We start from the raw sequence: 13,372 nt of genomic DNA, 5'->3' as shown, positions 1-13,372 counted from the left end.
GAGCTGCGCGGTACGTCTGACGGGTCCAGTGTGGACGCGTCGGACGCGGCTGGGCATCGTCCTTCAGGACGGTTCGCGGCCGTCGTTCGCGTGGACGACGCCGGGGTTGTCCCCGAGCGTCAACCTCGGGGGAGGACGATCCCGGAGTCGTACGCCTCGACCACGGCCTGCACGCGGTCGCGCACGCCGAGCTTGGTGAGGATGTGGCTGACGTGCGTCTTCACGGTGGTGTTGGACACGAACAGCTCGGCGGCGATCTCCTGGTTGGACAGCCCGCGTGCCATGAGCTGAAGGACCTCGACCTCGCGGTCCGAGAGGTCGCCGATCGCCTCGGGTGAGGGCTGGTGGGGCACGTCCCCCTGGGGCGCGGTCGGCTCCGGGTCCGCGGCGGCGTGCGGCGCCGACGAGGCGAAGCGCTCGATCACGCGTCGCGTCACCTCGGGCGCCAGCAGCGCCTCGCCGCCGGCGACGATGCGGACGGCCTCGACGAGCGTGTCACCGTCGGCGCTCTTGAGCAGGAAGCCCGACGCGCCGGCACGAAGCGCCTCGTAGACGTACTCGTCGTCGTCGAAGGTGGTGAGGATCACGATGCGGGCGTCCGGCTGCTTCGCGATCAGTGCGCGCGTCGCGGCGATCCCGTCCATCCCCGGCATGCGCACGTCCATCAGCACCACGTCGGCTGCGTGGGTGTCGGCCAGCTCCAGAGCCTGGTTGCCGTCCGCGGCCTCGCAGCACACCCGGATGTCGTCCTCGGACTCGAGGATCATCCTCAGCCCCACCCGCACCATCTGCTGGTCGTCGACCAACGCCACCTTGATCATCGGTTCCCCCTTGTTCGGGTGCGCGCCATCCCGGTGCGCACCTGGTCGTCCGTCACCGGCAGCACCGCATGCACGCGGAAGCCGCCGCCCGGTCGCGGGCCGAGCTCGATGTCCCCACCGAGCTGCGCGACGCGCTCCCGCATGCCCGCGAGCCCATGGCCGCCGCTCGTGCCCGCCGCCTCGCTGATCGTGCCGCGTCCGTCGTCCTCGACGTCGATCGTCACCGAGTCGGCGCGGCGCCTCAGCGTGACCTCGGCGTGAGCGCCCGGGCCCGCGTACTTCAACGCGTTCGTGAGCGACTCCTGGACGATCCGGTAGGCGCTGAGCTCCACTCCTGCGGGCACGTGCGTGGTGCCGGAGATCGTGAGGTTGACGGGCATCCCCGCGTCCTCGACCTGCTGGACGAGGTCGGGGATCGCGGCGAGCGACGGCATCGGCCCCAGGTCGTCGCCGAGCACGGCGCCGACCATCCCGGTCCCGCGGACGCGGCCTGTGAGCTCGGCGGCCTCGTCCTCCGCCTCGCGCTCGGTGGTCCGCAGCACCCCGATCATGCGCTGCATCTCCGCGAGGCCCTTGCGACCCGAGTCGGAGATCGTGGCGAGCGCCTCGGCGAGCACGGGATCCTCCCTCGCGGCGAGCCGCCGGGCCCCCTCCGCCTGCAACGTCATCACCGTCACCTCATGGGCAACCACGTCGTGCAGCTCGCGCGCGATGCGGGCGCGCTCGGCGCGGACCGCGTCGGCCGCGGCGGTGCGCTCCGCCTGCTCCTGCCGCTGCGCGTCGAGCTCGATCGCGGTGGTCCGCTGCCGACGCCGGTAGTCGGTGAACCCCAGCCCCACGGGAACGACCACTGCGAGCGCCCCCTGCAGGTAGTACCAGGCTGTCACGTAGTCGGTGGCCAGCAGACCCACGGTGATCCACGCCATCAGCACGCCCGTGGCGGCGGCGATGTGCACGATCGCCTGCCGAGGCGGCAGGTACGAGGCGACGCCGTACAGCGCGATGTAGATGGCGAGCATCGCGGGCGACCCCAGGTAGCCCAGTCCCGCGGCGATCACCCAGAACAGCATGCTCGCCCACAGCACGCCGCGCGGATACCTCTGGCGGAACGCCAGCGGCGCGACCTGCAACGCGATCAGCGCGTAGCCGAGGGCGTCGTACGCGTGCGCATGCTGCTGGGCCTGCTCCTGCGCCTCGAGGCCCAACGCCGTGATCAGCGCGAGCGTGAGCATCGACACCGCGATGAGCACGTCCGGCAGGCGGGGCAGCTTGAGGTCCACGCACACAGGCTAGCCGGGAGGGCCGACGCGGGGCGGGACCGGGCGCCGCGGCCGCCGTCCACAGATCGACGGTCGACGCGAGACGCTACCGCCTCGTCGGTCTAGCGTCGGCCCCGCGGGACGACGGGAGGCACCATGAACCTGCTGCTGACGCTTCAGGGCGCCGCCGGCCCTCGACACGTCGAGGTGACCCTCCCCGACGGCGCGACCGCGGCCGACCTCGCCGAACGGCTCGCGCCCGGCTGCGGCCTCGCGGCCGACGCAGGGCCGCTCACGCTCAAGTTCCTGCCGGTGTCGGGCGGCATCGTCCAGGGGTGGTGCGCGCTCGCGCCGGAGGCCGACCTCCGGACGGCGGGGCTGCGCCGCGGTGACCATGTCGAGCTGCTCGACGCCTCGGCGCACAGCTCCGGGGCGGACGTGGCCGCCGTGGTCGTGGCCGTGGACGGCCCCGACGCGGGAGCCGTCTTCCCGCTGCGGGCAGGCGCGAACCTGGTGGGCAGGGACGATGCGGCTGCGGTCAGGCTGACGGACCCGCTCGTCGCGCTCCGGCACGTCGCGATCCACGTGGGAACAGCCGTCGAGGTGGTGGACCTCGGCTCCACCGGTGGCGTCGTGGTCGGCGGCACCCCTGCGACCCGAGCCCCGTTCCGCCCAGGCGAGACGCTGGCGATCGGGGCGACCGCCTTGCGGCTGGGTGACGACGTCGTGTCTGCAGGAGCCGAGGCGGATCCCGATCAGGACGTCGTCACCGCCTCGCCTCGCGTCCTGCCACCGTTGCCCGACGCGCCTGTGGAGCTGCCGCAGCCGCCCGCCGAGCCCGAGCCCAGGCGGATGCCTCGGGCCGCGCTGCTCGCGCCCGCGCTCATGGGGCTCGCGATGTACGCGGTCACCGGTCGCGCGCTGTCGCTGGTGTTCGTGGTGATGTCGCCCCTCATGATGGTCGGAGGGGTCCTCGACGCGCGCTGGGAGCGTCGGCGCAGGCTCGCGGCGCTGTGCGCGACGTTCGACGCCGAGGCGGACGAGGCCGAGCGACGGCTGGTGGCGCGGGAGCCCGACGAGCGCGCGGCGCTCGAGGCGCGATACCCGACCACCGTCGCCGCAGGTCGCGGCCTCGAGCAGCGCGACCCGATGCTCTGGTCGCGCAGGCCCGAGCACACCGAGTTCCTCACCGTGAGGCTGGGCACCGGCTCCGTGGCAGCGACCGCGCCACCCGAGGCCCTGCACGGCTCCGAGGGGGTCGCGAGCGCACGTGAGAGGCATGCCGCCCTCACGGCGCGATTCTCCACCCTGTCCGACGCGCCGATCGTCGCGTCGCTCGGCGAGTGCGGGTCGCTGGGAATCGGCGGAGCAGAGGCCGACTCCGTCGCGCGTGCGCTGCTTCTCCAGCTGGCCGCGACCCACTCTCCGCTCGACTGTGCGCTCGTCGTTGCCGGTGCCGATCCGGGCGCATGGCAGTGGGCCCAGTGGCTGCCGCACACCGCTGCCGCGCGGACGCTGCTGGGCCGGCCCGCGGTCGCGACGGGGCGGGCGGTCGCCGGCCTCGTGGACGCGCTCGAGGACCTGGTCGCGACGCGAGCGGGCACGGACATCGCCCACGCCGCGCCCTCGGCGCGCGACGGGGAGCATCGCCACGACGCCGGCGAGCCTGGCCGGGCGTCGGTGGTCGTGATGGTGGACGACCACGCTCCGGAGCGGCCCCGGCTGCTGCGGCTCGCCGAGCGAGGCCCCGACGTGGGGGTGCATGTGCTGTGGTCGGCTCGCACCTGCGCACGGGTGCCTGGTGCATGCCGCACGGTCGTGGACACGGATCGGCCGGGAGGCCCCGTCGTCGGCCACGCCCTGCGCGGTGGACCACGGACGGCGCTGCGGCTCGAGCACCTGTCCGAACGGGAGGCCTCACGGCTCGCGCGGCGGCTGGCGCCGATGCGTGACGCCGCCCACGTGACCGAGGCCTCCACCGCGCTGGGGCCGCAGGTGCCGCTCGTATCGCTGCACGGCGCCGAGGTGCTCGATCCTGCGGTCCATGCCGCACGGTGGCGGTCCGGCCGCATGGGCGCGTCCCGCGGCTCCCTGCGCGCGCTCGTCGGCCACGCGTCCGACGGACCCATGTACATCGACCTCGCGCGCGAGGGCCCGCACGCGCTGGTGGGCGGCACCACCGGCGCCGGCAAGTCGGAGCTGCTGCAGGCCTGGATCCTGGGGATGGCCTGCGCGCACGGCCCAGAGTCCCTCAGCCTCCTGCTCGTCGACTACAAGGGCGGCGCCGCGTTCGCGGACTGCGTGCGGCTCCCTCACGCGGTGGGCCTGGTCACAGACCTCGACCCGCGGCTCGCGACCCGCGTGCTCACGTCGCTCCGCGCAGAGCTGCGTCACCGGGAGCGCCAGCTCGCTGCGGCAGGCGCGAAGGACCTGGACTCCCTGCTCGAGTCCGGTGCTCCCGCGCCGCCGCGGCTGGTGATCGTGATCGACGAGTTCGCGACGCTCGTGGCCGAGGTGCCCGCCTTCGTGGACGGCGTGATCGACATCGCCCAGCGCGGGCGCTCCCTCGGCCTGCACCTCATCATGGCCACCCAGCGGCCGGCCGGCGTGATCCGGGACAACCTGCGCGCCAACACGAACCTCCGCATCGCCTTGCGGATGGCCGACGAGGCCGACTCGCGCGACGTCCTCGGAGACCCCGGCGCCGCGCAGCTCGACCCCGCGGTGCCCGGCAGGGCGCTCGCGCGGACAGGGCCAGGGCGGATCAGGCGCTTCCAGTCGGCCTTCGGCGGCGCGCGTTCCGGCGCCCCCGGCGCGCATCACGTCCAGATCGAGGTCAGCGACGTCGACCCGGCGGGGTGGCGCCGATGGCCCACGCCGGTCGACTTGCGGCCGCCCGACAGCCTCGGCACCGACGCCGAGCGCGTGGTCGACGCCCTGAGATCGGCGCACGAGATCGCAGGGGGCGCCCCTGTGCACAGGCCGTGGCTCGACGAGCTTCCCGCCGCGATCCCGCTCGAGGAGCTGCCGCAGCGCTCAGGCGCGCTCGTCGTCGGCAGGGTCGACGACCCGGCGCGACAGCGTCAGGACCCGCTCGTCGTGGACCTCGAGGCGGACGGGGGCGTGCTGATCGTCGCTGGGCCAGGTGCCGGAGCGTCGGCCGCGCTCCGATCGTTCGCGGCCGCAGCGGCGCTCGCGGCGCAGGAGACGCCGATCCACGTGTACGGGATCGATGCCGGAGGCGGCGGGCTCGCGCCGCTCACCCCGCTGCCTCACGTGGGCGACGTGGTCGAGGTGGGCGACGCGGAGCGGATCCGACGGCTGCTCGGGACGCTCGCCCGGACCGTGCGGGAACGACGGGCGACCGGGTGGGATCGTTCGCGGGGCGGCCAACCGCGCGTGCTGCTGCTCGTCGACGGCGCGGCCGACCTGCAGGCGGAGTGCCTTCACGTGCCGGGCCGCGAGCAGGTCTGGGAGGACCTCCGCGCGGTGGTGGGCGAGGGCGCCGCCGTCGGTGTGCACGTGGCGCTGGCCGCTGGCAGATCCGGCGCGCTCCACACCTCGCTGCGTGCGCTGATGACGCGTCAGCTCGTCCTGCGCACCTCCGACGAGTCGGAGTATGCGCTCGCCGGGCTGCGGTCCGCGCGCGTGCCCGCCGACGCGCCGCCGGGCAGGGGGTTCGACGCGCAGTCCGGCCTGGAGCTGCAGATCGCGGTGCCTGGTGGCTCGCCTCGACTGGACGCGCAGGCGCAGGCGCTCGGCGCGATCGCTGCGGCCAGCCGCGCGGAGCCTCCCGCGCGGGTGCCGCGGATGCCTCTGCAGGTCGAGGCCGGACAGATGCCCGCCCACGTCGGAGGGTTGCCGGTGCTCGGGATCGAGGAGCAGAGCCTCGCTCCGATGGGCGTCGCGCTGGACCGTCCGTTCGTGATCGCGGGTCCCGCCGGGTCCGGGCGCACCGCCGCGCTCGCATGGCTGGGCACCGCCCTGCGCGCCCAGGACCACGACGCGGCGATCGTCCACCTGAGCATGCGCAGATCGAGCCTCAGCACTCTGCCCGCGTGGTCCGACTCGCTCTCGGGCCCTGACGCCGGGCAGCGGCTGCTCTCGGGCTGGGGCGAGGCGCTCGCGCAGGTCGCCGAGGATGCGGGCCGCGTGACGGTGATGGTGGAGCACCTGGCGGACCTGGGGCCGAGCACCTCCGAGCAGGTCCTGGTGCACGCGCTTCGGCAGGCGATCCGGCTCGGCCACGTGGTGGTCGCCGAGGCCGACACCCAGTCCTGGCTCGGGCCGCTGGCCGGTGACATCAAGGCCGCGCGGCGGGGGATCGTGCTCTCCGCCGAGCCGGCCGACGTGCAGGTGCTGCTCGGGGTGCGAGGCCCCAGGGCCTCCAGCGCGCAGCGCCCGCCCGGCCGCGCCGTCGCGGTGGAGCCGGGCCGCGTGAGCGTCGTCCAGATCCCCTGGCTCCCCGGAGCGTTCTCCACAGATCGCTGACGGCCCCTGGGGGCGAGTGAAGCACGGCGGTTAGTTTCGCTGACATCCGCTCGAACGGGCGGGGACGAACAAGGGGGAGCCCATGGCCAACATCACCGTCACCTACGACGACCTTCGCGTCGCCGCCGATCAGCTCGTGTCCGGTCAGTCCGACATCGACTCGCGGCTGACGGAGCTCAAGGCGTACATCGACTCGCTGGTGTCAGACGGGTACGTCACGACCGCCTCGTCGGGAGCGTTCCACGACCAGTACACGACGTTCACGAGCTCCTCGCGTCAGGCGATCTCCGCGCTCGAGGGTCTGAGCCAGTTCCTGCGGAGCGCGAGCGAGACGCTTCAGCAGACCGATGAGGCGCTCGCGAGCGCGATCCGCGGTCAGTAGACCGGTGCCGGACCGAGGGAGAGATCTGTGACGCAGCACCTGGTCATCGCCGGGGATGCGCTCGTGGTGGCCGCGACCCGCATCGACGGGCTCGCGGTCGACCTCGGATCCGCCGACGACCGGAGCGCGCAGATCCGCGATGGGCTGGGGACGGCCGCCGAGGTCGAGCCGCTGCGGTCGGCGGTGGACGGCTTCGTGTCGAGCTGGGGGATCAGGCGCGAGGGACTGTGCGAGTCGCTGTCCGGGCTCGCGAGTGCGGCTCGCCGCATCGACGAAGGGTTCGACGGCGCGGAGCAGAACCTGGCGCAGAGCGCGACGCCCGTGAGCCGGACGGTCGCTCCAGGGCACGAGGCGATCTGATGACGACCACGGTCACGGTCGCTCCACGCATCACGGGCGATCCTCAGTTGATCCATGGGGGCTCGCAGGCGCTCGACGCGGTGGCGCAGACGATCGCGACGACCACGCTCGAGCTCCGTCAGGCTCGCGCCGGGACCACGATGGCCGGCGAGTCGATCGATGCCTACCTGGAGGCGGCCGCAGCGATCGAGGAGGCGCTCTCCCAGGTCGAGTCTCGGTACAGCGCGGCTGCTTCCTCGCTCGCGAGCTACGCGGCGTCGCTGACCGACCTGCAGGCCCAGGCGGCAGACCTCGAGCTTCGGAGGCGGTGGGCCCAGGACGACCTGGACGCGGCCCAGCGGCGGATGCGTGAAGCCGGGCCCGACTCCGAGGTCGAGGGCGGCGTCGGCACGGCCTCGCTCGACGCCATGCTTGATCACACGCAGGCTGCGCATGCCGCTGCCGAGCAGGACGCGGATGATGCTCGTGCGTTGCTCGCCTCCTACGACAAGCAGCTCGAGGAGCTGGTAGGTGACTGGTGCGCGATCGTCAGGGCTCGTGCCAGGGATATCGATGTGGTGGTGGAGGGATCAGACCTCAACGACTCGGCCTGGGATGGCTTCTGCGGCCTCCTGGAGACCGTGCTCGACGACTGGCTTCCCGACATCGAGATCGCACTCGACGTGCTTGCGGTCGTTTTGACCGTCGTCGCGGTGGGCTGTGCCCTGACCGGTGGCGGCGCGGCGCTGGCCCCGGTCCTGTTCGCTCTGTCGCGCGCCGCGCAGCTCGGAGCCCGGGCTGTGGCCGCCGTCAAGGCGACCGCGACCTGCATCCTCGTCGTGTCAGGCAAGCGCCCGCTGACGGACCTGGCCGCGGTCGGTGTCGACTACGTGGCGGGCCGAGTGCACAGCAAGGCTCTGGATGGCGTCCTGCACGTCGGCAGCCGCTACGCGGGCAGGACGTTCAGCAGCACCGCTGGCAGGGTCGGTTCATTCCTGCATGACGCGCTCGACGGCGACGGGAGCGTCGCCGGCCGTGCGGCAACCCTTGAGGCGCGGCTCACGAGGACCACCTTCGAGGACTGGGTACGCACCAGGCTGGATCCGGTCGCGAACGCGGAGTCGGTGCGCCTCGGTCGCTGGACCGTGAGCACGCAACGGCTGCTCGATGCGGAGAACAGGTGGAACGCCATGGATGACGCGGTGGTCGGTGGGGTGCTCGACCTCGGAGGCGGGCACGGAGCGCTGGACGGCTGGACGGATGTGATGAGCCGCACCACTGCGGGCGAGCACGCGCTGAGCGGGCTCTCGTATCAGGTCGTGGACGTCTGCCAGGAGGTCCGTGGGGCCTTCGCCTCGCCCTCGACTCAGAAGAATGTGGAGGTGGTCTCATGACCGCGACATTGGAGATGACCGTGCCGACCGGATGGCGGCTCGTCACGCGAGGCGACGGGCCGCACTCGGTGGAGACCGTCGCGAACGACCTGGTCCAGGACGTGCCGTCGAGCGATCGCTCTGCCCGCCTGCGCGAGGTGAGAGGTGCGCTCGAGGCGGGTTTCGCGTCGGTCGCAGCAGAGGACGCCGAGGTGGCGTCGCTGCTGGTGCCGGGAGGGGTCGCGGGAGCGCGCCTGCCGATCACGGTCGCGGTGCTGCGGTTGACCATGGCCACGCGGTCGTCGATGGAGGCCAACCGTGCCCTTGCGGGCATCGCGGCCCAGGACCCCACCGCGCGCCTCCTCGCCACCGACGCCGGCCCGGCGATGCGGACTCACTCGCTCGCCCCTTTCGGACGCCTCCACGCCGAGCGCCTCGGGTTGGACGAGCGGGACCTTGCGGACGGTGCGGCGCTGCACGCGCGCTACCTGCTCCCGCCTCGCGGAAAGGGCAGATGGCTCGCGCTCGTCCACACGGTGCTCATGGTCGAGCCCGACTCCGTGTCGGCGTGGCTTGAGCTGTGCGACGCGCTCGTCACCGCCGTCCAGTGGCGGCGTGACGAGTGATCTCCGGCGACTGGACCTTCCCCGCGGACCCGCAGCGATGGTTCCCCGTGCCGCCCGCGGCGATGCTCGACGACGACGCACGTCTGCGGTGGGTGGCGCTGGCGCAGGCGCGGTCAGGGCTCGACGGCCCTGCCGGTCGCAAGGAATGCCAGGCGCTCCTCATCTCAGCCCCGCCCGAGGGCGGGTGCCTGTTCCTGCCGGAGCATGGCGGCAGCCCCAGAGTCGCGACGTTACGTCTGACGGACGGCGCCTCCATCGCTGCACTGGAGCCCGCATGGATCGACCCTCGTGGGGCGCGGACCGTGCGGGTCGACCGGCTCGATCACCCCGCCTTCCCGCACGCCGTGAGGAGCTCACGGACCATTCAGCTTCGAGGCGGCGCGCTCACCTTCTCCGTCGGCGTGCTCGCGTGGGGCGGCGCTGGCGGAATCGAGCTCGCTCTCGCCACCAGGGATGTGGCGACGGCGGCCAGCTTCGCAGGTCACGCCGAGCGCCTCGTCGCGAGCGTCCTGCCGCGCGGCAGCGGTCAGCTCAGCCGATGAACCGATAACCCACGCCGCGGACTGTCTCGATCGCGTCCGCTCCCAACCTGCCACGCAGATAGCGGATGTAGACGTCGAGCACGTTGTCCTTGGACGCCGAGCCCCACACGTGCTCCAGCGCGTCGGCCCGGCTCACCACCTCGCCCTGCCTGGTCATCAGCAACGTGGCGAGCTGCAGCTCGCGGGGGCTCAGCTCCACCGGCTCTCCCTCGCAGGTGAGCTCGCGAGCAATCGTGTCCAGCTCGCACCGTCCAAGACGGATGACCGTCACCTCAGGCTCAGCGGAGCTCGGTCTGGCCCTGAGCCGCACCCTGGCAAGAAGCTCGTCGAAGCTGAAGGGCTTCGGCATGTAGTCGTCCGCGCCCCGCTCAAGGCCACGCACCGTGTCCTCGGCCGACGTGCGCGCCGTCAGGATGATCACCGGCAGGTCCGACCCCGCGGACCTGAGCCGTCGCAGCACCGTGAAGCCCTCCATGTCGGGCAGCCCGATGTCGAGCAGCATGATGTCGAAGCTCTCGCCTGTCGCACGAGCGAGAGCGTCACGCCCGGTTCTGACATGCACCACCTCGAGGCCCGCGACCGTGAGCCCCTCGCTGATCGACGCAGCGAGCCGATCCTCATCCTCCACGAGCAGCAGCCGCGTCATCGCCCGGCCTCCTCGACCGCGTCGTCCGCCCATGGCGAGCTCAGGGCGGGGTCCTTCGCGCGCGGCGCATACGCCGGAAGGGTCATCGTGAACGTCGATCCCGCGCCCGGCCGCGACTCGATGTCCAGACGGCCCTCATGTGCTGCGACGATGGCGGACACGATAGGGATCCCCAGGCCCGCGCCATCCCGGTCGTCGCCCGCGCGTCCGAAGCGAGAGCGGATCCTGTCCATGTCCTCCGCCGCGATCCCGACACCCTCGTCACGCACCCAGAGCCGCACCTCAGGAACGCCGGCATCGTTCACTCCGATCGAGCTGCCGAGGGCGACCAGCGTGCCCGGCTCGGAGAAGCGCAGCGCGTTGGCGGACAGCTGCAGCCACGCCTGGGTCAGCCTCTCTCGGTCAGCCTCGACCACGCCTTCGGCGACGGCGTCGAGCTTCCACCGGCGAGGACCGAGCGTCTCCGCACGAGCGTGCGCGAGCTCGGTGAGCTCCGCGAGGTCCACTGCGTCGAGCCGCAGGAACTCCGGGCGGTCCGCCTTCGCGAGCGTGACGAGGTCGTCGACCAGCCGTGACATCCGGGTGACCTCTCCCAGCAGGTCGTCGCGTGTGCTCACGACGGAGTCAGGGTCGCGCGGCTCCACCAGCTCGAGCCTGTTGCGCATGATCGTGAGAGGCGTCCGCAGCTCGTGGGAAGCGTCGTCCAGCATGCGGCTCTGCTCCGAGAAGGCGCGTTCGATGCGGTCGAGCATCTGGTTCACAGTCTCCGACAGCCGCGCGAGGTCGTCGTCGCCGACGATCGGGATGCGTTCCGACAGGTCGGACGTGGAGATGCGGCGCGCGGTCGCATCCAACAGCCGGATGGGCTCCAGCAGCCTGCCGACCGTGACGTACCCGAACCCGGTGATCGCGACGAGCGACAGCAGTCCCACCATCGCGTAGACGCGGAATGTGTCCTGCAGCGCGGCGACGGTCGCGCCGCGATCCACGCCGTAGATCACGATCCCCTGGACGTCGCCAGAGTCGGACACCACCGGCACGGCCAGGTAGCGGTAGTCAGCCTGTGCCGTGGTGAGTGCGCGCACGTTGAGGGTGCCGCTCGCGGCGGCCGCGCTCGCGTCCGTCAAGAGCTCCTGGTCTGCGTCCAGGCGAAGGACGTCGCTGCCGCCAGGCACGAACCGCGGGGTGCCGTCGATCAGCGCGACGGCGCTCTCCGTGGGCGTGGCGACCACGCGCCTCATCGCCTCCCGGAGGATCGACTCAGCGTCGGTGAAGGCCTCTCCCGTGACGGGATCGCCGTCCGCGACGAGCGACTGGAGGTCGTTCGCGCGGAGCACGAGGTCCTCCGTGATCTCCCGATCCAGCCGGGCCCGCTCGATCACGAAGGCCGTGGTGCCGGCCACGGCGAGCGCCACGCCGGTGAGCACGGACAGGTAGACGAGCACACGGACCCGGACGCTGACGCCGGCCGGTCGGCGTGCGAGTGACATCACCATCGGAGCCGCCCTTCGTCGCCACCACGCTAGCGCGTGGTTCGGCGCACCGGCACGGCTCACCTTCGCGAGGGTGTCGCGAGCGCGCATGGTGGCTGAGGAGAGTCGTGCAGGCAGCAGCTCGGCCCGGATCCGGATCCGACCGACAGCGGTGGTCCTCAGCCGCGTGGCCCGGCGCCCCGCGGATACGCCAGAGGCCGCACGCGTGATGCGTGCGGCCTCCGGGCTGAGGGGTGTCGGTGGAAGCTCTGTGCGCACGGTGGCTCTGCGGCTACCTGCGTCGAGGCTCAGCGGTGACCGTCGTGGTCGTGCTGCTCGTCGTCGGAGCCGCTCCGCTCCGTGAACGCGGTGCCGGCGGTGGCGTCGTCGTTCCAGCCGTCGCGGTCCTGGTCGCGGGTCTGGTCCTGGTCGCGGTCCTGATCGCCGTCGCAGTCATCCTTGGTCGCGTCGTCGCTGGGGTCGTCGTTGAGGTCGACGACCTCCTGGGCGACGGCCACAGGTGCCGCCGCCGGCGTGGTCTCCGCGGGTTCGGTGGGCTCGGCAGGCTCGGTCTCGGTGGCCTCGGGGGATGCGCTCTCCGAGTCCTCGGACGCGGATGACTCCGCCGGCACGGTGGCGACCGGCTCCGACGTGAGGACTGCGGGGAGGATCACGGCCTCCGGCGTGGTCGGATCCGCGGTCGCCTCGCCGGACGAGCCGACGGCCGCTGCGGTGAGGCCGACGGCGATCAGAACGCCAGCGGTCGCTGCGATGGTCGCGATGAATCGAGATGTCGTGTTCTGCATGCTCTCAGCATCGCGCCGCTCGTCTGAGAGCCGTCTCAGGGTTGTGACATCCCGCACACCGTGAGCCACCGCAGGCGCGGTCGGCTCAGCTGTCGGGCAGATCCGTCGAGCGGTTGCCGTCCACGCCGTCCTCAGCGGAGCGCTCGTCGTCTCCGACCTCAGCCCCGTTCGTCACCGAGTCGGCGGAGCCTCGCTGCCAGTTCTCACCGGCGGTCCCGTTCGAGTCGTCGTGTCCATCCTCGCCTGCGCGTGCGCCGGAGCCGGACTCGGTGCGTTCTGGCGCCCCGACGGCTGCTGCCCCCTCCGGCGTCGCGGTGCCCTCGGGATCGTCGGCCTGGCCGAGGTCCACGACGTCGTCGGTGACGACCTCGACCGTGTCCGGCGACGCGATATCCGAAGGGTCGTCCGCGGGGCTGGGGTCGGAGCCGAGGTCGTCCGTCGCGTCGGGAGCGGTCGACTGGGAGCCGGGCAGGACCACCGGATCTGCTGCGGCGAGGGGCGCAGCGCCGCCGGAGCTCACTGCTGCGGCTCCCAGGCCGAGCGTGACGAGCATCCCCGCGGTGCTCGCGAGGGTGACGAGGAAGCGGGAGGTGGCGCGATCCATGGGCACACTGT

General features: G+C 72.5%; 12 protein-coding genes. 6 read left to right on the top strand and 6 right to left on the bottom strand.

The genetic code is table 11. The features are described from left to right. Nucleotides 1–119: 119 nt before the first annotated feature. Nucleotides 120–821 carry a response regulator gene (locus RN607_RS12170; protein ID WP_313542847.1) on the bottom strand — a complete coding sequence of 234 codons (702 nt, stop codon included), beginning with the start codon at nt 819–821 and terminating at the stop codon, nt 120–122. Continuing rightward, entirely contained in the window at nt 818–2,101 is a 1,284-nt protein-coding gene (locus tag RN607_RS12165) for a sensor histidine kinase (protein ID WP_313542845.1), read from the bottom strand. Before RN607_RS12165 ends, RN607_RS12170 begins: the two co-directional genes overlap by 4 nt. Before the next feature lie 135 nt (nt 2,102–2,236). Between RN607_RS12165 and RN607_RS12160 the strand changes: the two genes are divergently transcribed. From RN607_RS12160 to RN607_RS12135, 6 genes are all read left to right on the top strand, one after another. Further along, complete coding sequence (locus RN607_RS12160) at nt 2,237–6,571, top strand: type VII secretion EssC family protein (RefSeq protein WP_313542844.1); 4,335 nt, start codon at nt 2,237–2,239, stop codon at nt 6,569–6,571. Nucleotides 6,572–6,653: 82 nt separating this feature from the next. Beyond that, nucleotides 6,654–6,953, top strand: coding sequence for a WXG100 family type VII secretion target (locus RN607_RS12155; RefSeq protein ID WP_313497560.1), 300 nt, complete (start codon nt 6,654–6,656; stop codon nt 6,951–6,953). 27 nt (nt 6,954–6,980) lie between these two features. Continuing rightward, nucleotides 6,981–7,313, top strand: coding sequence for a hypothetical protein (locus RN607_RS12150; RefSeq protein WP_313542842.1), 333 nt, complete (start codon nt 6,981–6,983; stop codon nt 7,311–7,313). Continuing rightward, complete coding sequence (locus RN607_RS12145; protein ID WP_313542840.1) at nt 7,313–8,686, top strand: hypothetical protein; 1,374 nt, start codon at nt 7,313–7,315, stop codon at nt 8,684–8,686. Before RN607_RS12150 ends, RN607_RS12145 begins: the two co-directional genes overlap by 1 nt. Then, nucleotides 8,683–9,291: a hypothetical protein gene (locus RN607_RS12140; RefSeq protein WP_313542838.1), complete on the top strand. Its 609-nt coding sequence runs from the start codon at nt 8,683–8,685 to the stop codon at nt 9,289–9,291. The genes RN607_RS12145 and RN607_RS12140 overlap by 4 nt, the downstream gene beginning before the upstream one ends. Beyond that, on the top strand, nt 9,288–9,833 hold the full coding sequence (locus RN607_RS12135; RefSeq protein WP_313542835.1) for a hypothetical protein: 546 nt from the start codon (nt 9,288–9,290) through the stop codon (nt 9,831–9,833). The genes RN607_RS12140 and RN607_RS12135 overlap by 4 nt, the downstream gene beginning before the upstream one ends. On the opposite strand, the gene RN607_RS12130 is transcribed toward RN607_RS12135, so the two are convergent. The 4 genes from RN607_RS12130 to RN607_RS12115 all read right to left on the bottom strand — a co-directional run bounded on the left by RN607_RS12130 (nt 9,823) and on the right by RN607_RS12115 (nt 13,361). Beyond that, on the bottom strand, nt 9,823–10,479 hold the full coding sequence (locus RN607_RS12130) for a response regulator transcription factor (protein ID WP_313497551.1): 657 nt from the start codon (nt 10,477–10,479) through the stop codon (nt 9,823–9,825). The genes RN607_RS12135 and RN607_RS12130 overlap by 11 nt on opposite strands. Beyond that, nucleotides 10,476–11,975 carry a sensor histidine kinase gene (locus RN607_RS12125; RefSeq protein ID WP_313542833.1) on the bottom strand — a complete coding sequence of 500 codons (1,500 nt, stop codon included), beginning with the start codon at nt 11,973–11,975 and terminating at the stop codon, nt 10,476–10,478. Before RN607_RS12125 ends, RN607_RS12130 begins: the two co-directional genes overlap by 4 nt. Nucleotides 11,976–12,259: 284 nt before the next feature. Beyond that, nucleotides 12,260–12,757: a hypothetical protein gene (locus RN607_RS12120; protein WP_313542831.1), complete on the bottom strand. Its 498-nt coding sequence runs from the start codon at nt 12,755–12,757 to the stop codon at nt 12,260–12,262. An 85-nt stretch (nt 12,758–12,842) separates the two neighbouring features. Continuing rightward, nucleotides 12,843–13,361 carry a hypothetical protein gene (locus RN607_RS12115; RefSeq protein ID WP_313497546.1) on the bottom strand — a complete coding sequence of 173 codons (519 nt, stop codon included), beginning with the start codon at nt 13,359–13,361 and terminating at the stop codon, nt 12,843–12,845. Nucleotides 13,362–13,372 lie beyond the last annotated feature (11 nt).

The sequence above is a fragment of the Demequina capsici genome, from assembly GCF_032102965.1.
In the GTDB taxonomy this organism is placed as follows: Bacteria; Actinomycetota; Actinomycetes; order Actinomycetales; family Demequinaceae; genus Demequina; species Demequina capsici.
Note: the sequence above shows the minus strand (reverse complement) of the source record. Positions and strands in the feature narration are given on the sequence as shown.

Excerpts from the sequence above, each read along its gene's own strand:
- RN607_RS12130 (WP_313497551.1), bottom strand. The coding sequence starts at position 10,479 with ATGACGCGGCTGCTGCTCGTGGAGGATGAGGATCGGCTCGCTGCGTCG.
- RN607_RS12140 (WP_313542838.1), top strand. The coding sequence starts at position 8,683 with ATGACCGCGACATTGGAGATGACCGTGCCGACCGGATGGCGGCTCGTC.
- RN607_RS12170 (WP_313542847.1), bottom strand. The coding sequence starts at position 821 with ATGATCAAGGTGGCGTTGGTCGACGACCAGCAGATGGTGCGGGTGGGG.
- RN607_RS12155 (WP_313497560.1), top strand. The coding sequence starts at position 6,654 with ATGGCCAACATCACCGTCACCTACGACGACCTTCGCGTCGCCGCCGAT.
- RN607_RS12125 (WP_313542833.1), bottom strand. The coding sequence starts at position 11,975 with ATGGTGATGTCACTCGCACGCCGACCGGCCGGCGTCAGCGTCCGGGTC.
- RN607_RS12160 (WP_313542844.1), top strand. The coding sequence starts at position 2,237 with ATGAACCTGCTGCTGACGCTTCAGGGCGCCGCCGGCCCTCGACACGTC.
- RN607_RS12120 (WP_313542831.1), bottom strand. The coding sequence starts at position 12,757 with ATGCAGAACACGACATCTCGATTCATCGCGACCATCGCAGCGACCGCT.
- RN607_RS12145 (WP_313542840.1), top strand. The coding sequence starts at position 7,313 with ATGACGACCACGGTCACGGTCGCTCCACGCATCACGGGCGATCCTCAG.
- RN607_RS12115 (WP_313497546.1), bottom strand. The coding sequence starts at position 13,361 with ATGGATCGCGCCACCTCCCGCTTCCTCGTCACCCTCGCGAGCACCGCG.